The sequence below is a fragment of the Streptomyces taklimakanensis genome, assembly GCF_009709575.1.
GTDB classification, from domain to species: Bacteria; Actinomycetota; Actinomycetes; order Streptomycetales; family Streptomycetaceae; genus Streptomyces; species Streptomyces taklimakanensis.
The window spans coordinates 2,037,759-2,059,360 of record NZ_WIXO01000001.1 but is presented as its reverse complement, the minus strand read 5'-3'; the positions used below and the strand labels follow the sequence as shown (position 1 = coordinate 2,059,360).

The following is a 21,602-nucleotide window of genomic DNA, read 5'->3' as shown; positions in this document are numbered from 1 at the left end:
ATCTCGACGGCGGGGCCTTCGTCATGTTCGGGGACGGGCCGCGGCCGCCGCGCCGGCCACCGCCACCGTCGCCGCGAGCGCGGCGGCGGCCGGTGGCACCGCGTACCCCCAGACGGCGCCCAGGTGTTCCACCACCCAGCCGCCCACCGCCGAGCCGGTGGCTATGCCGCCCAACAGCGCGGTGACGGCCAGGGTCATGCCCTCGTTCAGCCGGTCGGGCGGGGTCAGCCGCTGGACCAGCGTCATGCCGGTGACCATCGCCGGAGCCGTTGCCATGCCGGCGACCAACAGCGCGGGAGCCAGCACCGGCAGGCTGCGGGCACCGGCGGCGAGCAGTGGCAGCAGCATCAGAGCGGCCATCGCGCCCGCACAGCCGGCGAAGCGCCGTCCGACCTGCCCGGTCGGACGCAGGGCACCGAAGGCCAGCCCGGCGGCTCCCGAGCCCAGCGCCTGGAGGGCCAGTACGGCCCCCGCCGCCGATCGGTGCCCCAACGCGTCGGCGTACGCCACCGTCACCACCTCCAGCGCGCCGAAGACCGCGCCGGTGGCGAGGAACGCGGTCAGCAGCGGCGGCATCCCCGGCACCCGCAGCGGGGCGGCCGAGGGGGCGGAACCGTCGCGCGGGGCGACGGGCGGCTCGGTGCGGCGCAGGCAGGCGAAGAACAGGGCGCCGACCAGCAGCAGGGACGCGGCGGTGAGGGTGCCCGCCTGGGGGGCGAGGGACGTGCACAGGACGGTGGCGAGCACCGGGCCGAGCACGAAGCACACCTCGTCCAGCGCCTGTTCGAGTGAGTTGGCGGTGTGCCGCGCGGCCGTGGCGGCGGCGGAGGGGCCCGGGTGCAGGTGCGCCCAGCGAGCCCGTGACATGCCTCCGACGTTGGGGGCCGTGGCGGTGGCGAGCTGGGCGGCGAACAGGGTCCAGAGTGGTGCGCCGTACCGCACGCACAGCACCAGCGTCAGCGAGCCCGCCACCGAGACGGCGGCGGCGGGCACGGTGACGCGGGACTGTCCGTACCGGTCCACCAGGCGGGCCGTCAGTGGTGCCACGACGGCGGTGGCGGCCAGTCCGACGGCGGTGACGGCTCCGGCCAGGGCGTACGAGCCGTGCACCGCGGTGATCATGAGGATCGCGCTGATGGAGAACATCCCGGCCGGCAGCCGGGCGAGGAGGCCGGCCAGGAGGAACGCCCGGGTGTCGGGCGACGCGAGCAGCCGGGCGTACGGCGCGGCCCACCCCGCGCGGACGGGGCGCTCCGCCGTGCCGCCGTGTCCGGGGCGGGCCGCGGGCGCGCGCGACGCGACGATCAGGATTCCGCCCCCCATCGCGTACAGGGGGGTGGCGGGATCGCCGTGGCGGCGGGCGTAGACGGGGCGTGCGGGGGCGGGGAAGGAGGTGTGATGCGGCATGCACACACCCTCGGACAGTCGGTGACGAGGCGTCCAACACCTTTTCACTGGCCTTTCACTCACTTCTGTTGTAAATCTGTGGACGTGTCCCGAGACATCGATCCCCGGCTGTTGCGGGCCTTCGTCGCCGTGGCCGACGAACTGAACTTCACCCGCGCCGCCGCACGACTGTTCGTCGCCCAGCAGGCGCTGAGTCGCGACGTCCGGCGGCTGGAGGAGCGGCTCGGCGCCGCGCTGTTCGTCCGGACGACCCGGCGCGTGGCCCCGACCGCCGAGGGGGAGCGGCTGCTGCCGTACGCGCGGCGCGTACTGGCGGCGCACGACGAACTGAACGCCGCCACCGTGCGCGAGGAGCGCCCCCTGATCGTCGATGTCCGCGCACCGGTCGCCACCGGTCGACGGGTGTTGGACGAGGCCCGGCGGCCCGATCTCGAACCGGAGTTCGTCGTCCGCTACCACAGCGGGCTGACCGGCGCCGCGACCGAGATCGCCGACGGGCGGCTCGACGTCTCCTTCGGTCGGGTCGCCGGGCTGGACCCGGTCGTGCTCGCCGGGTTGGAGCACCGGCTGGTCCGATACGAGAGGGCGGCCGTGTTGCTTCCCGAGGACCACCGGCTGGCCCCGCTGCCGAGGGTGCCGTTGGAGGCGCTGGCGGGGGAGACGCTGTACGCGGGGGCGGGCAACCCCGAGACCGCCGAGTGGACCGACTACGCCCGCCGGCTCTTCGCGGGCCGCGGCATCGGACTCGCCGAGCCCTTCCCGAAGATCGAGGGGGAGGAGGAGTTCGTCCGGACCGTGCGCAGACGCCGCTGGGCGGTGCTGGCCAGCGACGTCTTCATCGAGTTGCCGGGCATGGTGCTGCGCCCGCTCGTCGACCCCGTACCGCTCGCGCCGGTCTCCCTGGTGTGGCGGCGCGGCCTGCGCCATCCGGGACTGGACGCCCTCCACCGGGCGGTACGGCGGCTGGGCGAGGCGGAGGGCTGGCGGGAGCGCCCGCGCGGCTTCTGGCTGCCGGAGCCGGACGAGCGGCTCCTCGGAGCCGCCCCGGCCGTCCGCTGAGCCGTCCGCCGAACCGTTCGCGGCGTACAGCGCGCACGGGCACACGCGCACCCGGCGGCTTTTGAACCCCGAGCCCCGGCCGACGACGCACGGGGTGCTCCGCCGCGCCCCGACCGGCGCGGAAGCACACACCACGGGGACTCGCCGGGGCGGCTCACACGCTCCCCGACACCCGGGTGAGAGCAAGGTTGCGCGGAGGTCATCTGGGGGCACCGGGCCGAAACGCGCCGCCCCTAGCGTCGGGCACCGACACCCGACACCGTGGAGGCGCCATGACCGCTCCGACGTCCGCAGGCCGCGGCAGGGGCCGTTGGATCGAGCACTGGGACCCCGAGGACGAGGACTTCTGGGAACGGGAGGGCCGGCACGTCGCCCGTCGCAACCTCGTGCTGTCGGTGGTCTCCGAGCACATCGGCTTCTCGGTGTGGAGCATGTTCTCGGTGCTCGCCCTGTTCATGGGACCCGAGTACGGCGTCGATCCGGCCGGCAAGTTCTTCCTGGTCGCCGTCGCCTCACTGGTCGGCTCCGCGCTGCGCGTGCCCTACGGCTTCGCCGTCGCCCGCTTCGGCGGCCGGAACTGGACGGTGATCAGCGCCGCCATGCTGTTGGCGCCCACCATCGCCCTGCTGGTCGTGATGGAGCCGGGGACGTCGTACACCACCTTCATGGCGGTGGCGGTCCTCACCGGTGTCGGCGGCGCCAACTTCGCCTCCTCCATGACCAACATCAACGGCTTCTACCCGCTGCGCCTGAAGGGGTGGGCGCTGGGCGTGAACGCGGGCGGCGGCAACATCGGCGTCGCCGTCGTCCAACTCGTCGGACTGCTGATCATCTCCGTGGCCGGCGCCGCGCAGCCCCGGCTGCTGCTCGCCGCCTACCTGCCGCTGATCGTCGTGGCCACCGTGCTCAGCGCCCGCCACATGGACAACCTCGGCCCCGTCCGGGGCGACACGGGGGCGGCGAAGCGGGCCGCGGCGGACCGCCACACCTGGATCATGGCGTTCCTCTACATCGGGACCTTCGGCTCGTTCATCGGCTACGGCTTCGCCTTCGGCCTGGTGCTCCAGAACCAGTTCGACCGCACGCCGCTCCAGGCCGCCTCCCTGACCTTCGTCGGCCCGCTGCTGGGCTCGCTGATCCGCCCCGTCGGCGGCCGGTTGGCCGACCGGCTCGGCGGCGCCCGCGTCACGCTGTGGAACTTCGCGGCGATGACGGCGGCGGCCGGCCTCACCGTCGTCGCGTCGGCGCGGGAGTCGCTGCCGCTGTTCATCGCCTCCTTCGTCGTCCTGTTCGTGCTCACCGGTCTGGGCAACGGCTCCACCTTCAAGATGATCCCCGGCATCTTCCAGGCCAAGGCCGTGGCCGCGGGCCTGACCGGGGAGACCGCCGCCGCCCACGCCCGCCGGCTGTCGGGCGCGTCCATGGCGCTGATCGGCGCGGTCGGCGGCCTCGGCGGCGTGGGCATCAACATGGCCCTGCGCCAGTCCTTCGCGGCCTCCGGCTCCGGCACCGGCGCCTTCGTCGTCTTCCTGGGGTACTACACGGCCTGCGCGGCGGTCACCTGGTTCGTATACCTGCGGCGCCCGGCCCCCGCCGCCGTCCCCGCCACCGGCGCGGGCACCGGCCCGGCGGAGGAGGCCGGGGCGTGGGGGACCGCCGGACGGACGGGAGGGGCGGGCGCGGAGGAACGCCCCGTCCACGCGCGGGTGTGAGGGGGGAGCGGGCCGACCCCCCCGTAACACCGGGGAAACCACGGCGAACCGAGCCCGTCACGGGCCGGTGGCAGGCTCGGCTCGCCCACGACCGTACGGTGGGAACCGTACGAACGACTGCGGACGAGGAGCCCATGCACCAGGTCGGACCACTGGAAGGCTTCACCGTCGGCGTCACCGCGGCCCGCCGTGCCGACGAACTCGGCGCCCTGCTGGAACGGCGCGGCGCGCAGGTGATGCACGCCCCGGCCCTGCGCATCGTGCCGCTGGCCGACGACGGCGAACTGCTCGACGCCACCAGGGCCCTGCTCGACCACGCGCCCGACACCGTCGTGGCGACCACCGCCATCGGCTTCCGCGGCTGGGTGGAGGCGGCCGACGGCTGGGGGCTGGGCGAGGAGTTGAGGGCCGTGCTGGGCGGCGCGGAACTGCTCGCCCGCGGGCCCAAGGTGCGCGGCGCCGTACGGGCCGCCGGGCTGACCGAGGAGTGGTCCCCGCCCTCGGAGTCCATGGCCGAGGTGCTGGAGAGGATGCTGGCCGACGGCGTCTCGGGGCGCCGGGTCGCCGTCCAGCTCCACGGCGAGCCGCTGCCCGGCTTCGTGGAGTCGTTGCGTGCCGGGGGAGCGGAGGTCGTCGGTGTTCCGGTGTACCGCTGGCTGCCCCCCGAGGACATCGGCCCGGTGGACCGGCTCGTCGACGCGGTGCTGGCCCGCGCCGTGGACGCGGTGACCTTCACCAGCGCGCCCGCCGCCGCCTCGCTGCTGGAGCGCGCCGGGGAACGCGGGGTGCGGGACGAGCTGCTGGCGGCGCTGGGGCACGAGGTGCTGGCCGCCTGCGTGGGGCCCGTCACCGCCCTGCCGCTGACCGCCCACGACGTGCCCGTGGTGCGGCCGGAGCGCTTCCGGCTGGGACCGCTCGTCCAGGTGCTCTGCCGCGAGCTGCCCGCCCGCGCCCCCGTCCTGCCCGTGGGCGGACACCGGCTGGAGATCCGCGGCCACGCGGTGGTCGTGGACGGTGAACCGCGGCCCGTGCCGCCCGCCGGGATGGCGCTGCTACGGGTCCTGGCCAGGCGGCCCGGCTGGGTGGTCTCCCGCGCCGACCTGCTGCGCGCCCTGCCCGGGACGGGACGGGACGAGCACGCCGTGGAGACGGCGGTGGCGCGGCTGCGCTCGGCGCTGGGCAGTCCCCGGCTGGTCCAGACGGTGGTCAAGCGCGGCTACCGGTTGGCCTTCGACCCGCACAACGGCCACGACGCCGACACCGGGGGCTCCCCCGCCGACACCGGTACGCCCGACGCGGACCGCCGCCGCGACGGCTGAGCACCACGCCCGCGCCGGCCGCCCGGCCCCCACCGGCCCGGTCCCCGCCGGTTTCGCGCGTGCGCGGTCCCTTTTCCTGGCGTACGGTGGACGGCTGCCCTGAGTACAGCAGAAGGGGGCCGTGCGTTGGGAGCGCAGGAGACAGCACCGCCGGTGCCGTCGGTGCCGCCGGTGTCGCCGATGCCGCGGACCGCGGACACCGGCGGTGGCGACGACCGTGGCGGACACCGCGGCGAGAGCCGGAACGGGAACCGGGACGAGGGACGTCCCGGCGACCGCGCCGAGGCGCACGACGGCGTACGGGAACGGGAGACCGAGGGGGAGCAGGAGCACCTCGACCGGGTCTACCGGCGCCTCGCGGAGAAGATCCACGAGGCCGAGTTCCTCATGGCCGACGCCGCCCGGCGCGCCCAGGTCGGCACACCGGGGGCGCTCGCCGAGCGCGACGCCCAGGTCTTCCGGGCCGGGGTGCACCTCAACCGGCTCAACAGCGAGTTCGAGGACTTCCTCTTCGGCCGCATCGACCTGCTGCCCGGCAAGGACGGCAAGCGCGGCCCCGACGGCGCGTACACCTCCGTCGAGCCCGCCGACGACGCCGTGCGCCCCGACGGCGCGGGCGGCGCCGTCGCGGACATCGCCGAGACCCTCCACATCGGGCGGCTCGGGGTGCTCGACGCCGACTACACCCCACTGGTCATCGACTGGCGCGCCCCGGCCGCCGCGCCCTTCTACCGGGCCACCCCGGTGGCGCCGGGCCGGGTGGTGCGGCGCCGCGTCATCCGCAGCCGGGGCCGGAGGGTGCTGGGCGTGGAGGACGACCTGCTGCGTCCGGAGCTGACCGCCCGCCTGGACGGCGGGGAACTGGCCGTGGTCGGCGACGGCGCCCTGATGGCGGCGCTGGGCCGGACCCGGGGCCACGCCATGCGCGACATCGTCGCCTCCATCCAGGCCGAGCAGGACGAGGTGATCCGGGCTCCCGCCGCCTCCGTCACGGAGGTCGAGGGCGGTCCCGGCACCGGAAAGACGGCCGTCGCCCTGCACCGCGCCGCGTACCTGCTCTACCAGGACAGGCGGCGGTACGCGGGCGGCATCCTGGTCGTCAGCCCCACTCCGCTGCTGGTGTCCTACACCGAGGGTGTCCTGCCCTCCCTCGGCGAGGAGGGCCAGGTCGTCATCCGTGCGCTGGGCTCGCTGGTGGAGGGCGCCGAGGCCGAGCTCCACGACGAGCCGTCCGTCGCCCGGATCAAGGGCTCCGCGCGCATGGTGAAGGTGCTGCGCAAGGCGGCACGCGGCGCGTTGGAGCTGCCCCCGCCGGACGGCGGGGAGGTGCCGCGGCAGCTGCGTGTGGTCGCCTTCGGCAGGCGGGTCGAGCTGGACGCCGACGGGCTGCGCGCGGTCCGCGAGCGGGCGCTGGGCGGTACCGCCCCCGTGAACCTGCTGCGCCCGCGCGCCCGCCGGCTGCTGTTGGACGCGCTGTGGGAGCGCTCGGGCGCCGGCCGCCGGTACACCGATCCCGAGCTGGCCGCCGAGGCACGGCAGGCGTTCGACGAGGACGTCTCCACCGAGCCGGACTTCGCCGCCTTCCTCGACGCCTGGTGGCCCGAACTGACCCCTCGCCGGGTGCTGGCCGCGATGGCCGACGAGAGGCGACTGGGGCGTTGGGCGCGCCGCGTCCTCCAGTCCCGCGAGGTGCGGCGCCTGGCGCGTTCGCTGTCCCGCCTGGACGCCGACGGAAGCGGTCCGCTGTCCGTCCACGACGTGGCGCTCCTGGACGAGCTGCGGGTCCTGCTGGGTGCTCCGGCCCGCCCCCGGGTGAGGGAGGTCGATCCGCTGGACCAGCTCACCGGTCTGGAGGAGCTGACCACCCACGCCGACCGGATCGCCGCCCGGCCCGCCCGCCGCGAGCGGGCCGGGGACGCCGGGCAGGACGAGCGCACCGACTACGCGCACATCATCGTCGACGAGGCGCAGGACCTCACGCCCATGCAGTGGCGGATGGTCGGACGCCGCGGCCGCCAGGCGACGTGGACGGTCGTCGGGGACCCGGCGCAGAGCTCCTGGACGGATCCGGAGGAGGCGGCCGCGGCCCGCGACGAGGCGTTGGGCACCCGTCCGCGCCGTCGCTTCGAGTTGACGGTCAACTACCGCAACCCGGCCGAGATCGCCGAACTCTCCGCCCGGGTGCTCGCCCTGACGATGATGGGTGTGCGGCCGCCCACGGCCGTCCGCTCCACGGGGCTGGTGCCGCGCTTCGTGGTGGCCGGCGGGGAGGGCGGCGACGACCTGGGCCGCGTGGCGCGCGCCGAGGCCGAGCGGCTGCTGGCCGAGGTGGACGGCACGGTCGGTGTGGTGGTGGCCATGGAGCGCCGCGAGGAGGCCCGGTCCTGGCTGGCCGGACTGGGCGACCGGGTGGTGCCGCTGGGCAGCCTGGAGGCCAAGGGGCTGGAGTACGACGCGACGCTCGTGGTCTCGCCCGCGGAGATCGCCGACGAGTCCCCGGCCGGGCTGCGGGTGCTGTACGTGGCGCTGACCCGGGCCACCCAACGGCTGACCGTCCTGTCCGGGGAGAAGGACCTGCCGGACGGGGAAGGCGTGCCCGACCTGCTCCGGGAGTGAGGCGGGCGCCGGCCGCACGGTGGGAGGAGCCACTCGTCCCGATCGTTTGTTAGCCTGGTCGTGGCACCGGCCCGATCCAAGCCCCCGGGCCCAACCACAGTCGCTTCGAGCGACCACTTGCCGCGAGGCGAGCATGGCGGGTCGGTGTCGTAGAACCTGGACGCGGAAGGGGTCCGCGCCGTCCCTCGGGCGGTGCGGGCCCCTTCCGCTCTCCGTTTTCCGCGCGCCTCCCCGCCCCTCGTGTGTTCCGTGCGGCCCGGCGGCCCGTGCGGGGACAAATCATTTCTTATGGCGGGAAACACCTCGCTTCCGGTAGTCGGTTACCGCGTACCGGACGGTAAGTGGGACGATCGGGTGACGTGTCCCGGCGCGGCCGGGCACACGACCCAGCACCACCGGAAAGCAGAAGCAGAGGGAACCGGCCATGGCAACGGCGCCTAGCGTCTCCTACTCGATGACCATCCGCCTGGAGGTGCCCGCGGGCGGCTCGGCGGTCAGCCAGCTCACCACGGCCGTGGAGTCCTCCGGGGGCTCGGTCATCGGCCTGGACGTCACCGCCTCCGGTCACGAGCGGCTGCGCATCGACGTCACGATCGCCGCGTCCTCGACCGCGCACGCCGACGAGATCGTCGCCAAGCTGCGCGGGGTCGAGGGCATCGCCATCGGCAAGGTCTCCGACCGGACCTTCCTGATGCACCTGGGCGGCAAGATCGAGATGGCGTCCAAGCACCCCATTCGCAACCGCGACGATCTGTCGATGGTCTACACGCCCGGCGTCGCCCGGGTCTGCACCCAGATCGCCGCCAACCCCGAGGACGCCCGCCGGCTCACCATCAAGCGCAACTCCGTGGCCGTCGTCACCGACGGCTCGGCCGTGCTGGGGCTGGGCAACATCGGTCCGCGGGCCGCCCTGCCGGTGATGGAGGGCAAGGCGGCCCTCTTCAAGCGCTTCGCGGGCATCGACGCCTGGCCGCTGTGCCTGGACACCCAGGACACCGACGCCATCGTCGAGATCGTCAAGGCCGTCGCCCCCGGCTTCGCGGGCATCAACCTGGAGGACATCTCCGCCCCGCGCTGCTTCGAGATCGAGGCGCGGCTGCGCGAGGCCCTGGACATCCCCGTCTTCCACGACGACCAGCACGGCACCGCCATCGTCGTCCTGGCCGCCCTCACCAACGCGCTGCGCGTGGTCGACAAGGGCATCGAGGACGTGCGGGTCGTGATGTCCGGCGCGGGAGCGGCGGGCACCGCCATCCTCAGGCTGCTGCTGGCCGCCGGCGTCAAGCACGCGGTGGTCGCCGACATCCACGGCGTGGTGCACGCCGGCCGCTCCGACCTGGTGGACGCCGCCCCCGACTCCCCGCTGCGCTGGATCGCCGACAACACCAACCCCGAGGGGGTCACCGGCACCCTCAAGGAGGCCGTCGTCGGCGCCGACGTCTTCATCGGCGTCTCCGCCCCGGACGTCCTCGGCGCCGAGGACGTGGCGGCGATGGCCGACGACGCGATCGTCTTCGCGCTCGCCAACCCCGACCCCGAGGTGGACCCGGCGATCGCCCGCCGGACCGCCGCCGTGGTCGCCACCGGACGCTCGGACTTCCCCAACCAGATCAACAACGTGCTGGTCTTCCCCGGCGTCTTCCGCGGCCTGCTCGACGCCCAGTCGCGCACGGTCAACGAGGAGATGATGCTGGCCGCCGCGCGGGCCCTGGCCGACGTGGTGCACGAGGACGAGCTGAACCCGAACTACGTCATCCCGAGCGTCTTCAACGACAAGGTCGCGGGCGCGGTCGCCGGCGCGGTGCGGGACGCCGCCATCGCGGCGGGCGAGTCCGTGACCGTTCCTGTGACCACCGCCACCAACGCCTGACGTCCGGCCACGGCGCGTCGGGGCCGTGGCACCCGGATGGCCCCTTAGGGTTGCGGAAGCCACGCCGGGGTCGGTCACGGAGCGTCATCGCAGCGTGTCACGGGCGCTCTTCGGGCGACGTCACAGGGCGCCGGATTGGCATTACGGCCACGGGTGGGGGCAGGATGCTTCCCCGAGGGCCGCGTCCTGGGACGTCCCGGGACGCGGAGGGTCTGGCAGCAGACCCGGGTCCGGGGAGTGTCCGAGGGCCCTGGCAGCATCGGCTTCGATCTCACGCCTCACAGGCAAGTAACACACGGGAGTACGAAATATGAACCGCAGTGAGCTGGTGGCCGCGCTGTCCGAGCGCGCCCAGGTGACCCGCAAGGACGCCGACGCCGTGCTGGCCGCGTTCGCCGAGACGGTCGGCGAGGTCGTCGCCAAGGGCGACGAGAAGGTCACCATCCCCGGCTTCCTGACCTTCGAGCGCACCCACCGGGCGGCCCGTACCGCTCGCAACCCGCAGACCGGCGAGCCCATCGAGATCCCGGCCGGATACAGCGTGAAGGTCTCCGCGGGCTCCAAGCTGAAGGAGGCCGCCAAGGGCAAGTGAGCCCCTGGCGGCACCCGTGGCGGCACGGGCGCGCGCACACACACCGAGGGCGGCCATCCCGGAAAGGGGATGGCCGCCCTCGGTCGTGGTGTGCGTGGTGTGCGCCGTTCCGGTGGCTCAGGAGGGGAGCTCGACCCGCGCGCCCAGCGCCGGCAGCTTCTCCATGAAGTTCTCGTAGCCCCGGTTGATCAGGTCGATGCCGTGGACCCGGGAGGTGCCCTGCGCCGCCAGGGCGGCGATCAGGTACGAGAAGCCGCCCCGCAGGTCGGGGATGACCAGGTCGGAGCCCTGGAGCTTCGTGGGGCCGGAGACGACCGCGGAGTGGAGGAAGTTGCGCTGGCCGAAGCGGCACGGCATGCCGCCCAGGCACTCGCGGTAGAGCTGGATGTGCGCGCCCATCTGGTTGAGGGCGGACGTGAAGCCCAGCCGGGACTCGTACACCGTCTCGTGCACGATCGACAGACCCGAGGCCTGGGTCAGCGCCACGACCAGCGGCTGCTGCCAGTCGGTCTGGAAGCCGGGGTGGACGTCCGTCTCCAGGGCGATGGCGTTGAGCGCGCCGCCCGGGTGCCAGAAGCGGATGCCGTCGTCGTCGACCTCGAACGCGCCGCCGACCTTGCGGTAGGTGTTGAGGAACGTGATCATCTCGCGCTGGCTGGCGCCTCGCACGTAGACGCTGCCCTCGGTCGCCAGCGCCGCGCTCGCCCAGGAGGCCGCCTCCAGGCGGTCCGGCAGGGCGCGGTGGTTGTAGCCGCCGAGCTTGTCCACACCGGTGACGCGGATGGTGCGGTCGGTGTCCATGGAGATGATGGCGCCCATCTTCTGCAGCACGCAGATGAGGTCCTCGATCTCCGGCTCCACGGCGGCGTTGGACAGCTCGGTCACGCCCTCGGCCAGCACCGCCGTCAGCAGCACCTGTTCGGTGGAGCCGACCGACGGGTACGGCAGACGGATCTTGCAGCCGCGCAGGCCCCGCGGGGCCTCCAGGTACTGGCCGTCGGCGCGCTTCTCGATCGTCGCGCCGAACTCGCGCAGCACGTCGAAGTGGAAGTTCACCGGCCGTCCGCCGATGTCACAGCCGCCCAGACCGGGTATGAAGGCGTGGCCCAGCCGGTGCAGCAGCGGGCCGCAGAACAGGATCGGGATGCGGGACGAGCCCGCGTGGGCGTCGATGTCGGCGACGTTGGCGCTCTCCACGTGCGAGGGGTCGAGCACCAGCTCCCCCGGCTCCTCGCCGCCGCGCACGGTCACGCCGTGCAGTTCGAGCAGGCCGCGGACGACCCGCACGTCACGGATGTCGGGGACGTTGCGCAGTCGGCTCGGCTCGCTGCCGAGCAGTGCGGCGACCATGGCCTTGGGCACGAGGTTCTTCGCGCCGCGGACTCTGATCTCGCCCTCCAGCGGTGTGCCGCCGTGGACAAGGAGTACGTCGTCAGTGCCGGTCATGGGCCTCGCGTTCCAGGATGAGGTAGAGCAGGGGCACAGGGAATGGTAATGGCCGCAGGCCCCCGCCGTATCCGCCCGGACCCGCCGCGCGCGGGGCCGGGAGCGCTCCCGAGGGCGTCCGACTCCGGACCGACCGGGACCGCGGCGTACCCCCGTGGCCGCGTCCGTGCCGGTGGGAGGGGTGCCGGCGGGAACGAGGGACGGCCGTGGGGCCGCCCGCGTCCGGTGACGCATCTCGTACGGAGGTCGTACGGGGTCGCCTCCCCTGACGGCCCCGAGTGCGGGATCATGGGGGCATGACCGAGGTGTCCTCGCTCACCGGGCGGCTGCTCGTCGCGACGCCGGCGCTGACCGACCCGAACTTCGACCGTGCGGTGGTGCTGCTCCTCGACCACGACGAGGAGGGATCACTGGGCATCGTCCTCAACCGGCCGACCCCCGTCGACGTCGGCGACGTCCTGGAGCCCTGGGCCGCGCTGGCCGGTGAGCCGGGCGTGGTCTTCCAGGGCGGGCCCGTCTCGCTGGACGCGGCGCTGGGCGTCGCCGTCATTCCCGGTGGGGAGGGTCCGCTGGGATGGCGGCGGGTGCACGGGGCGATCGGGCTGGTGGACCTGGAGGCGCCACCCGAGCTGCTCGCCGCCGAGCTGGGCTCGCTGCGGATCTTCGCCGGCTACTCCGGTTGGGGGCCGGGCCAACTGGAGGACGAGCTGGAGGAGGGCGCCTGGTACGTGGTGGAGTCCGAACCGGGCGACGTCTCCGCGCCCGACCCCCAGCGGCTGTGGCGGGCGGTGTTGCGCCGGCAGCGCAGCGAGTTGGCGATGGTGGCCACGTATCCGGACGATCCGTCGCTGAACTAGCCGCCGCCCGTCGCCGAACCGGCCGCCGCCCGTGGCCGAACCGGGACCCCGTCCGCCGGGCGGGTCGCAGTACGCTGGGCCCCATGAGCACTCCTGAGCCCGAGCGCGGGACGGGCACCGGCACCCTCGTCGAGCCCACCCCGCAGGTGTCCCACGGCGATGGCGACCACGAGCGCTTCGCCCACTACGTCCAAAAGGACAAGATCATGGCCAGCGCGCTCGACGGCACTCCCGTCGTCGCGCTCTGCGGCAAGGTCTGGGTACCGGGGCGCGACCCCAAGAAGTACCCGGTCTGCCCCATGTGCAAGGAGATCTACGAGTCCATGGGAGCCGGCGGCGACAAGGACAAGGACGGCGGGAAGAAGTGACGTAGGGGGTGAGGCGGGACGAGGGGCCTCGCGACCCCCGTCCCTTCTCCTCCCCCCCTTCCTCGCCCGCTCCCCCTTCTCGCCCTCCTTCTCGCTCCCCCGCTTCCCCTCCGCCCGTTCCGGTCCGGTGCCCGCCCCGCGCAGGGCCCGGACTTTCCCACGGTGGCCTCCGCGACGCGCCCCGGCGCGTCGCGGAGGCCACCGTGCTTCTTCGGGGGCGTTTCCGCGCGCGGTCGGCCGTGCGCGACCGTCGAAAAATGGTCCAGACCTCTTGTCGGCCATCGGTGATGCCCTTAACCTCCTGCGAAGTTGTGCGATGTGAAACACCCGTTGCGCGCTGTGCAACGGCACTCCGCTCGGGGCGCCCGGGAAGTCGTCCGCCCGTGGCGCCGCCGGTACGGCGCGGAGGACCGGGGAGCCGGACACCGAACGCCGAGGCCGCGCGGACGGCGCGACACCACCGAGGAGGCCCCACCGTGCACGACACCCACCCCGCCCGCGCCCTCGTCCCCCTGCCGCGCTCGGTGACCGTGCCGGCGGACGGCGGACGGCTCGAACTGGACGCGCGGACGGTCCTGGACGCCCGGGAGGGCACCGAGGACACCGCCCGGGTGCTGCGCTGCACGCTCGGCGCGGCCACCGGTCTGCCGCTGCCGCCGGGGAGCACGGGCGTGGACGGGGGCGCCGTCCTGCGGCTGCGGGTGGACGAGACGGTCGCCGCCGAACTCGGCCCGGAGGGTTACCGGTTGGAGGTGACCGCGTCCGGTGCCGAGATCGCCGGAGGCGCCGCGGCCGGGGTCTTCTGGGGCGTTCAGACGCTCCGTCAACTCCTCGGCCCCGACGCGTACCGCGGCGCGCCCCTGCCCGGCCGCCCCCGGACGCTGCCGCACACGGTGGTGGAGGACGCCCCCCGGTTCCCCTGGCGCGGTTTCATGGTGGACGTGGCCCGGCACTTCACGCCGAAGGACGGCGTGCTGCGCTGGATCGACCTCCTCGCCGCCCACAAGCTGAACGTCCTCCACCTCCACCTCACCGACGACCAGGGCTGGCGCCTGCACGTCGAACGTTTCCCCCGGCTGACCGAGGTCGGCGCCTGGCGCCCGCGCACCCGGCTCGGGCACCGGGCCTCCCCCCTGTGGGACGAACGCCCGCACGGCGGCTTCTACACCCACGACGACATACGCGAGATCGTGGCGTACGCCGCCGAGCGGCACGTCACCGTCGTCCCCGAGATCGACCTGCCCGGCCACTCGCAGGCGGCCATCGCCGCCTACCCGGAGTTGGGCAACACCGACGTCCACGGGGACGCCGCGCACACCGCGCCGGAGGTGTGGACGGACTGGGGGGTCAGCCCCCACGTCCTGGCCCCCACCGAGGCCGTGCTGCGCTTCTACGAGGGGGTGTTCGAGGAGGTCCTGGACCTCTTTCCGGGCGAGTTCGTGCACATCGGCGGCGACGAGTGCCCCCGGGACCAGTGGCGGCGCTCCCCGACCGCGCGGGCGCGGGCGGCACGGCTGGGACTCGACGGGGTGGACGGCCTCCAGGCGTGGTTCACGCGGCACTTCGGCCGGCTGCTGGCCGAACGGGGCCGCCGGCTCGTCGGTTGGGACGAGATCCTGGACGACCGGGGCGCGGACGGGGACGGCCCGGTTCCGGTCCCCGGCGCCGTCGTCTCCTCCTGGCGGGGGTACGCCGGGGGGATCGCCGCCGCGCGGGCCGGGCTGGACGTGGTGATGTGTCCCGAGCAGCAGGTCTACCTCGACCACCGACAGGACGCGGGCGAGGACGAGCCCGTGCCCATCGGGTACGTGCGCACCCTGCGGGACGTCCACGGGTTCGAGCCCGTGCCGCCCGAACTGGAGGGCACCGAGGCGGCCGGACGCGTCCTCGGCGCCCAGGCCAACCTGTGGACCGAAGTCGTGGAGGACCGTCGACGCGCCGAGTACCAGGCGTTCCCCCGGCTCGCGGCCTTCGCCGAGGTGGTGTGGTCGCGCCGCGAGGCGCGCGAGTGGGAGGACTTCGAGCGGCGGATGGCCGGTGCCCACTACGCCCGTCTCGACGCCCTGGGGGTGGCGTACCGGCCGCCCTCGGGGCCGCGACCCTGGCAGCGCCGCCCCGGTATCGCCGGATTCCCGCGCCAGGGGCCGCCCCCGTCGGTCTGAGGGCACCGGCCGGCGCACCGCCCGCGCCCGCCCCCGGCCCCGCGTACGGGCCCCCTGGGCGACGCCCGGCGAAACGTCGGAGCAGCCGCCGGCGGCCGTCAACAGGCGTCAACAGGCGCGGAAGGGCGGGCGAGCCGGCTGTATAAAGTAGTACAAGGTCTCCCAGGAGTGGCGGGCCGCTCGTATCGGTGACGCCCGCCGAAACCGGGTCATCAGCCAGGTCAGGGACGGATGCTCCCTTCGTGGACCCCGGCTCCGACGGCCCCCCGGAATGTGCCAGAGTTGCCACGTCCGGGCTCTCAGCACGTACGGTACGGCTGGGCAGCCGGGACGACCGGGGAAGGGGCGCTGGATTGAGCACGCACGCACCGCACGCACCACGGGCGGCGCAGCCGGTCATGCTGCCGGCCACGCTCGACGAGGCCGTGGCCGCTCTGGCCGACACGCCTGCCGCCGTACCCGTCGCGGGCGGCACCGACCTGATGACGGAGGTCAACTCCGGCCTCCTGCGCCCCGCCGCGCTCGTCGGCCTGGGGCGGATCAGCGAGATCCGCGGTTGGGAGTACCAGGACGGCCACGCCCTGCTCGGCGCCGGACTCACCCACGCCCGCATGGGACGCCCCGACTTCGCCGCCCTCATTCCCGCCCTGGCCGCCGCCGCGCGCGCCGCCGGGCCGCCGCAGATCCGCAACGCCGGAACGCTGGGCGGCAACATCGTCACCGCCTCGCCCACCGGCGACTCCCTGCCCGTGCTGGCCGCGTTGGAGGCCACGCTGCTGATCGCCGGAGCGGACGGAGCGCGCCGCGAGATCCCGGTGAGCCACCTGCTGACCGGCATGGAGATGCTGCGTCCCGGCGAGATCGTCGGCTATGTGCGGGTGCCGCTGCTGCACGCGCCCCAGACCTTCCTCAAGGCCACCGGACGGACCGGCCCCGGACGCGCCCTGGCCTCGGTCGCCGTCGTGCTCGACCCCGCCCGGCGCGGGGTCCGCTGCGCGGTCGGCGCCGTCGCCCCGATGCCGCTGCGTCCGCTGGAGGCCGAGCAGTGGGTGGCCTCGCTCATCGACTGGGACGGACGACGGGCCCTGGCCCCCGAGGTGCTGGCCGCCTTCGGCGACTACGTCGCCATGGCCTGTATCCCCGACCCCCCGGCACCGGAGGGTGGGGGAGCGGCGCCCGTGCTTCCGCCCGCGGCACTGCACGTACGGCGCACGGTGGCGACACTGGCCCGCCGGGGGCTCGGGAGGGCACTCGCATGAGCAACGACCAGCAGCGGCCGTTCCCGCCGGAGGACTCCGGCCGGCCCGTCCCGCCGCCGACGCCCGAGGGCGGCTGGGGCGGTGAGCACGAGGGGGACGCCACCGCGTTCATACAGCTCCCCGAGGACCTGCCGGGGCCGTACCGGCACGGGTACGACGACGGCTCCGGCGGCCCGCCCGACCCGCTGGCGGCACCGGGCACCGGTCAGGGCTGGACGCCGCCCGCCATCGACCCCCAGGCGTACCGGACGCCCGGGTCCGACCGGGAACAGGTGCCGGTGACGCCCGTGGCCGGTACCGACCCGGCGGCCCCGGGCCAGTGGACGATGCCGTTCGCCTCCACCCCGGCGGACGTCGCGCCCGCGCCCGCGCCCGAGCCCGCGCACGCGCCCGCGTCCGAGCCCGCGCGGGGCGCCGAACAGGACGCCGCGCACGGACACTCCCAGCCGTCGGGCATGACCGCCGCCCTCGGTCAGGGCGCGGCGGCGGCCCTGGCCGGCTCCCACGAGGCCCGCGAGCGGCAGCGCCGTCCACTGGGCGAGGGCCCGACGGACCCGGCCCGTCCGGCACGGGCGCAGGCCGATGAGCAGCCTCCCCGGCCCCAGGAGCCGTCGCCCCCCAAGCCGGCCCCCGACCAGGCGCACGGCGGCGCCCCCCGGCCCTCCGGTACCGACTGGAGCGCCGTGCCGGCGCCCGGCGCGACCGGTCAGTGGTCCATCCCGTTCGCGGCGGCCGGCAGCCCCGACGACTCCGGCGAGTACCTGGCCCCCGCGTCGACCGGACGGTTCCCCGAGCCGCCCGCACCGGGAGAGGCCGAGCCCGTGCCGCGGCCCGCCCACCGGCAGGAGGACCGCGGAGGGGAGGACACCGCGGGACCGGACCGGGAGGAGACGTCCCCCGCGGCCGCCTCCGGCGAGGCGCGCGGACCCGCCCCCGACGAGCACCGGACCCCACCGGAGGGGCCGGAGGCCGTACCGGAGCCGGCGGCCGGCCGGTCCGTGCCCGAGACCGCCTCCGAGCCCGCGGCGGACCCCACCGCCGAGCGGCCTCGGGAGCACGTCGACCTCCCCGAACCGCCCGCCCCCGAGGCCCCCGCCGCGGACGCGCCCGTACCGGAGCCGGCGGCCGTCGACAGCGAGCACCCGCACGTCTCGTACACCCTGCGCGTCAACGGCGTCGAACGGCCGGTGACCGACGCCTGGATCGGCGAGTCCCTGCTGTACGTGCTGCGCGAACGCCTCGGTCTGGCCGGGGCCAAGGACGGTTGCTCCCAGGGGGAGTGCGGCGCCTGCTCGGTCCAGGTCGACGGACGGCTCGTCGCGTCCTGTCTGGTGCCCGCCGCGACCACCGCCGGATCGGAGGTCCGTACCGTCGAGGGCCTGGCCGGGGACGCCGGGAACGGAACCCCCAGCGACGTGCAGCGGGCCCTGGCCGCCTGCGGCGCCGTCCAGTGCGGCTTCTGCGTACCCGGCATGGCGATGACCCTCCACGACCTGCTGGAGGGCAACCACGCCCCGACCGAACTGGAGATCCGCCGGGCCGTCAGCGGCAACCTCTGTCGCTGCTCGGGCTACCGGGGCGTCCTCGACGCCGTGCGCGCGGTCGTCACCGAGCGGGAGGCCGCCGCCGAGGCCCGCGAGGCCGAGGCGCGGGGTACCGGGGACGACACCGGCGGGGCGGGGAGCGGCGGCGGAACCGGGGACGCGGGGAGCCACGGCGACGCGCGGATCCGCATCCCGCAGCAGTCCGGGCCCGTCTCCGGCGGCACCCACCACGACCACCACCTGCCCCAGGACGGAGGCGCGCAGTGACCAGCGACGCGGTGACCGCCACCCCGGCCGGAGGGGTCCCCCTGCCCGGCGCCGCCCGGGAGGGGGAGTCCGAGCCGCGGCTCGGACTCGGCGCCTCGCTCCGGCCCGCCGACGCGCCCGCCAAGACGCAGGGCACCTTCCCCTACGCCGCCGACCTGTGGGCCGAGGGACTGCTGTGGGCGGCCGTGCTGCGCTCCCCGCACCCCCACGCCCGCATCGTCTCCATCGACACCGCGCCCGCCGCCGCCATGCCCGGGGTGCGGGCCGTGGTCACCCACGAGGACGTGCCCGGCGCCGCCACCCACGGGCGCCGCGTCGCCGACCGTCCCGCCTTCGCCCGTGACGTGGTGCGCCACCACGGCGAGCCCATCGCCGCCGTCGCCGCCGACCACCCGGACACCGCGCGGCTGGCCGCCGCGGCCATCGCCGTCGAGTACGAGGTGTTGGAGCCGGTCACCGACCCGGAGAAGGCGTTCGAGGCCGAGCCCATCCACCCCGACGGCAACCTGGTCCGGCACATCCCGCTGCGCTTCGGCGACGAGTCCGTCACCGGCGAGGTGGTCGTCGAGGGCCTGTACCGCATCGGGCGGCAGGACCCGGCCCCCATCGGCGCCGAGGCCGCCCTCGCCGTGCCCCGCACCGACGGCGGCGTGGAGATCTACACCGCCTCCACCGACCCGCACACCGACCGCGACCTGGCGGCCGCCTGCCTCGGGCTCCGCCCCGAGCAGGTCAAGGTCGTCGTCACCGGGGTCCCCGGCGCCACCGCCGACCGCGAGGACCTGAGCGTGCAGTTCCCGCTGGCGCTGCTGGCGCTGCGGACCGGCTGCCCGGTCAAGCTCGCCGCCAACCGCGAGGAGTCCTTCCTCGGTCACGCCCACCGTCACCCCACCCTGCTGCGCTACCGGCACCACGCCGACGCCGAGGGGCGCCTGGTCAAGGTCGAGGCGCAGATCCTGTTGGACGCCGGCGCCTACGCCGACGACTCCGCCGACGCGCTGGCCGCCGCCGTCGCCTTCGCCGCCGGCCCCTACGTGGTGCCGCACGCCGCCGTCGACGGCTGGGCCGTCCGCACCAACAACCCGCCCTCGGGCCACATGCGCGGCGAGGGCGCGATGCAGGTGTGCGCCGCCTACGAGGGCCAGATGGACAAGCTCGCCGCCAAGTTGGGCCTGGACCCGGTCGAGCTGCGCATGCGCAACGTCATGGCCACCGGCGACCTGCTGCCCACCGGACAGACCGTCACCTGCCCCGCGCCCGTGGCCGAACTGCTGCGCGCCGTACGGGAGGCGCCGCTGCCGCCGCTGCCCAAGGAGAGTCCCGAGGAGGAGTGGCTGCTGCCGGGCGGCCCCGAGGGCGCGGGCGACCCGGGCGCGGTGCGCCGTGGCGTCGGCTACGCGCTCGGCATGGTCCACATGCTGGGCGCGGAGGGTACCGACGAGGTGTCCACGGCGACGGTCAAGGTCAACGGCCCGGTGGCGACGGTGATGTGCGCGGCGGTGGAGACCGGCCAGGGTTTCTCCACGCTCGCCCGGCAGATCGTGCAGGAGGTGCTCGGCATCGAGGAGGTGCACGTCGTCCCCGTCGACACCGACCAGCCTCCGGCCGGGCCCGGCGCCCGGGGCCGCCACACCTGGGTCTCGGGCGGCGCGGTGGAGCGGGCCGCCAAGATGGTGCGCACCCAGCTCCTCCAGCCGCTGGCGGCGAAGTTCGGGATGTCCGTCGAGTTGCTGACCATCGCCGACGGCCGGATCACCTCCTACGACGGCGTGCTCAGCACCACCGTCGCCGAGGCCCTGGAGGGCAAGGAGCTGTGGGCCACCGCCCAGTGCCGCCCCCACCCCACCGAGCCGCTGGACGACACCGGTCAGGGCGACGCCTTCGTCGGCCTGGCCTTCGCCGCGATCCGTGCGGTGGTGGACGTGGACGTGGAACTGGGCGCGGTCCGGGTGGTGGAGATGGCCGTCGCCCAGGACGTGGGCCGGGTCCTCAACCCCCGGCAGTTGCGGGCCCGGATCGAGGCGGGCGTCACCCAGGGCGTGGGCGCGGCGCTCACCGAGCACCTGCGGGTCTCGCGGGGCGTGGTCCGCCACCCGGACCTGACGGCCTATCCCCTGCCGACGGCGTTGGACGCCCCGGACGTGCGGGTCGTCAAGTTGGTCGAGGAGCGCGACGTGGTCGCCCCGTTCGGGGCGAAGTCGGTCAGCGCGGTGCCGGTGGTGGTCTCCCCGGCGGCGGTGGCGGCGGCGGTCCGCGCGGCCACCGGGCGCCCGGTCAACCGGTTGCCGATCCGCCCGCAGGCCGCGGTGATGACCCCCTAGGGCCCGGCCGGGCGGCCCGTCCCGGCACCGCCGCCTCGACCGCCCCCTCGACCGCCGTTTCGCCGCTCCGCGGCCCGGCCCGTGGTCGCGGTCGGTCGCGGCGCGTGGGCGGCGATGGTCAGCCCCGCGGCCACCAGCACGATGTTCTTGATCACGTACTGTCCGGCCAGGGTGGGGAGGGCGACGCCGTTCCACGTCTCGGCGGGCAGCACGACCAGGGCCGTGAACGTCCCGGCCATGTGGCCGAAGAAGACCAGCAGCGTCAGCCGGGGCAGCAGGCCGGTGACCAGCCCGACCCCGATCAGCACCTCCAACGTCGCCAGCAGCGGTTGGGACAGCTCCGCGGGCACGCGCCCGAGGGTCAGTTCGCTCATCACCCGGGTGGCCATGTCCTCGGCCGTGCCGGCTCCCGGCAGGAACTTCGTCGCCCCGAACCAGAGGAACAGCGCCCCGACGCACACCCGCAGCACGGTGAGGCTGTGCCGTCGGTGGAAGGCGGCCAGGGCGGTCAGGGCGGTCGGGGCGGTCGGGGCATACGAGTGGTGCCGGTGACGGACGTCGGGGTGGTCCGGTCCGGCCGCGGCCGTCCCCGTCCGGCCCGGCACCGCCGGCCGGTGTGTCTCCCCTCGCGGGTCGTCGGGGACGAGGACGTCACGTTCGCGGTTCACCGGCGGACTCCGGGAGCGGGGAAGGAGCGCGCCGGGGGCGGCGCGGGCAGGGCGGGGCGCGAACGGAACCTCATGCGGTGCCTCCGTGGGGGGCGGGTGGGGGGAGACCGAGAGCGTGGGAGCGCTCCCATGAAC

Annotated in this window: 15 protein-coding genes; 12 read left to right on the top strand and 3 right to left on the bottom strand. The window is 74.9% G+C overall.

Annotation, left to right across the window (positions count from 1 at the left end):
* Positions 1-21: 21 nt before the first annotated feature.
* Positions 22-1,407, bottom strand: a complete 1,386-nt coding sequence (locus tag F0L17_RS08985; protein WP_238419303.1) for an MFS transporter — start codon at positions 1,405-1,407, stop codon at positions 22-24.
* An 84-nt stretch (positions 1,408-1,491) separates the two neighbouring features.
* Between F0L17_RS08985 and F0L17_RS08980 the strand changes: the two genes are divergently transcribed.
* The 6 genes from F0L17_RS08980 (at position 1,492) to F0L17_RS08955 (ending at position 10,575) form a co-directional block, all read left to right on the top strand.
* Positions 1,492-2,466: a LysR family transcriptional regulator gene (locus tag F0L17_RS08980; protein ID WP_338018015.1), complete on the top strand. Its 975-nt coding sequence runs from the start codon at positions 1,492-1,494 to the stop codon at positions 2,464-2,466.
* A 272-nt stretch (positions 2,467-2,738) separates the two neighbouring features.
* A complete protein-coding gene (locus tag F0L17_RS08975; protein ID WP_155070665.1) occupies positions 2,739-4,178 on the top strand; it encodes a nitrate/nitrite transporter in 1,440 nt (479 codons plus the stop codon).
* A 134-nt stretch (positions 4,179-4,312) separates the two neighbouring features.
* Positions 4,313-5,497: a uroporphyrinogen-III synthase gene (locus F0L17_RS08970; RefSeq protein ID WP_155070664.1), complete on the top strand. Its 1,185-nt coding sequence runs from the start codon at positions 4,313-4,315 to the stop codon at positions 5,495-5,497.
* Between the two features lie 180 nt (positions 5,498-5,677).
* Entirely contained in the window at positions 5,678-8,113 is a 2,436-nt protein-coding gene (locus F0L17_RS08965) for a HelD family protein (protein ID WP_155070663.1), read from the top strand.
* A 424-nt stretch (positions 8,114-8,537) separates the two neighbouring features.
* Positions 8,538-9,983: an NAD-dependent malic enzyme gene (locus F0L17_RS08960; protein ID WP_155070662.1), complete on the top strand. Its 1,446-nt coding sequence runs from the start codon at positions 8,538-8,540 to the stop codon at positions 9,981-9,983.
* 310 nt (positions 9,984-10,293) lie between these two features.
* Positions 10,294-10,575 carry an HU family DNA-binding protein gene (locus F0L17_RS08955; RefSeq protein WP_155070661.1) on the top strand — a complete coding sequence of 94 codons (282 nt, stop codon included), beginning with the start codon at positions 10,294-10,296 and terminating at the stop codon, positions 10,573-10,575.
* 117 nt (positions 10,576-10,692) lie between these two features.
* Here F0L17_RS08955 and murA read toward each other — a convergent pair whose 3' ends face one another.
* Entirely contained in the window at positions 10,693-12,021 is a 1,329-nt protein-coding gene (murA, locus tag F0L17_RS08950) for a UDP-N-acetylglucosamine 1-carboxyvinyltransferase (RefSeq protein ID WP_155070660.1), read from the bottom strand.
* Positions 12,022-12,317: 296 nt separating this feature from the next.
* Between murA and F0L17_RS08945 the strand changes: the two genes are divergently transcribed.
* From F0L17_RS08945 to F0L17_RS08920, 6 genes are all read left to right on the top strand, one after another.
* A complete protein-coding gene (locus tag F0L17_RS08945; protein WP_155070659.1) occupies positions 12,318-12,878 on the top strand; it encodes a YqgE/AlgH family protein in 561 nt (186 codons plus the stop codon).
* An 83-nt stretch (positions 12,879-12,961) separates the two neighbouring features.
* The gene (locus F0L17_RS08940; protein ID WP_155070658.1) at positions 12,962-13,246 is read left to right on the top strand and encodes a DUF3039 domain-containing protein; all 285 of its coding nucleotides are present in this window, start codon (positions 12,962-12,964) and stop codon (positions 13,244-13,246) included.
* A gap of 476 nt (positions 13,247-13,722) precedes the next feature.
* On the top strand, positions 13,723-15,408 hold the full coding sequence (locus tag F0L17_RS08935; RefSeq protein WP_338018014.1) for a beta-N-acetylhexosaminidase: 1,686 nt from the start codon (positions 13,723-13,725) through the stop codon (positions 15,406-15,408).
* A gap of 398 nt (positions 15,409-15,806) precedes the next feature.
* Positions 15,807-16,667: an FAD binding domain-containing protein gene (locus F0L17_RS08930; protein WP_155073368.1), complete on the top strand. Its 861-nt coding sequence runs from the start codon at positions 15,807-15,809 to the stop codon at positions 16,665-16,667.
* Complete coding sequence (locus F0L17_RS08925) at positions 16,664-18,478, top strand: (2Fe-2S)-binding protein (protein ID WP_155070656.1); 1,815 nt, start codon at positions 16,664-16,666, stop codon at positions 18,476-18,478. The genes F0L17_RS08930 and F0L17_RS08925 overlap by 4 nt, the downstream gene beginning before the upstream one ends.
* Positions 18,475-20,799 carry a xanthine dehydrogenase family protein molybdopterin-binding subunit gene (locus tag F0L17_RS08920; protein WP_420802402.1) on the top strand — a complete coding sequence of 775 codons (2,325 nt, stop codon included), beginning with the start codon at positions 18,475-18,477 and terminating at the stop codon, positions 20,797-20,799. Before F0L17_RS08925 ends, F0L17_RS08920 begins: the two co-directional genes overlap by 4 nt.
* Here the strand turns inward: F0L17_RS08920 and F0L17_RS08915 are convergent.
* Positions 20,796-21,467 carry a DoxX family protein gene (locus F0L17_RS08915; RefSeq protein WP_338018013.1) on the bottom strand — a complete coding sequence of 224 codons (672 nt, stop codon included), beginning with the start codon at positions 21,465-21,467 and terminating at the stop codon, positions 20,796-20,798. The two genes, F0L17_RS08920 and F0L17_RS08915, sit on opposite strands and share 4 nt — an antisense overlap.
* Positions 21,468-21,602 lie beyond the last annotated feature (135 nt).

What these genes read in the sequence shown, in the direction of transcription:
- F0L17_RS08985 (WP_238419303.1), bottom strand. Translation starts at nt 1,407, where the DNA reads ATGCCGCATCACACCTCCTTCCCCGCCCCCGCACGCCCCGTCTACGCC.
- F0L17_RS08975 (WP_155070665.1), top strand. Translation starts at nt 2,739, where the DNA reads ATGACCGCTCCGACGTCCGCAGGCCGCGGCAGGGGCCGTTGGATCGAG.
- F0L17_RS08970 (WP_155070664.1), top strand. Translation starts at nt 4,313, where the DNA reads ATGCACCAGGTCGGACCACTGGAAGGCTTCACCGTCGGCGTCACCGCG.
- F0L17_RS08965 (WP_155070663.1), top strand. Translation starts at nt 5,678, where the DNA reads ATGCCGCGGACCGCGGACACCGGCGGTGGCGACGACCGTGGCGGACAC.
- F0L17_RS08960 (WP_155070662.1), top strand. Translation starts at nt 8,538, where the DNA reads ATGGCAACGGCGCCTAGCGTCTCCTACTCGATGACCATCCGCCTGGAG.
- F0L17_RS08955 (WP_155070661.1), top strand. Translation starts at nt 10,294, where the DNA reads ATGAACCGCAGTGAGCTGGTGGCCGCGCTGTCCGAGCGCGCCCAGGTG.
- murA (WP_155070660.1), bottom strand. Translation starts at nt 12,021, where the DNA reads ATGACCGGCACTGACGACGTACTCCTTGTCCACGGCGGCACACCGCTG.
- F0L17_RS08945 (WP_155070659.1), top strand. Translation starts at nt 12,318, where the DNA reads ATGACCGAGGTGTCCTCGCTCACCGGGCGGCTGCTCGTCGCGACGCCG.
- F0L17_RS08940 (WP_155070658.1), top strand. Translation starts at nt 12,962, where the DNA reads ATGAGCACTCCTGAGCCCGAGCGCGGGACGGGCACCGGCACCCTCGTC.
- F0L17_RS08930 (WP_155073368.1), top strand. Translation starts at nt 15,807, where the DNA reads ATGCTGCCGGCCACGCTCGACGAGGCCGTGGCCGCTCTGGCCGACACG.
- F0L17_RS08925 (WP_155070656.1), top strand. Translation starts at nt 16,664, where the DNA reads ATGAGCAACGACCAGCAGCGGCCGTTCCCGCCGGAGGACTCCGGCCGG.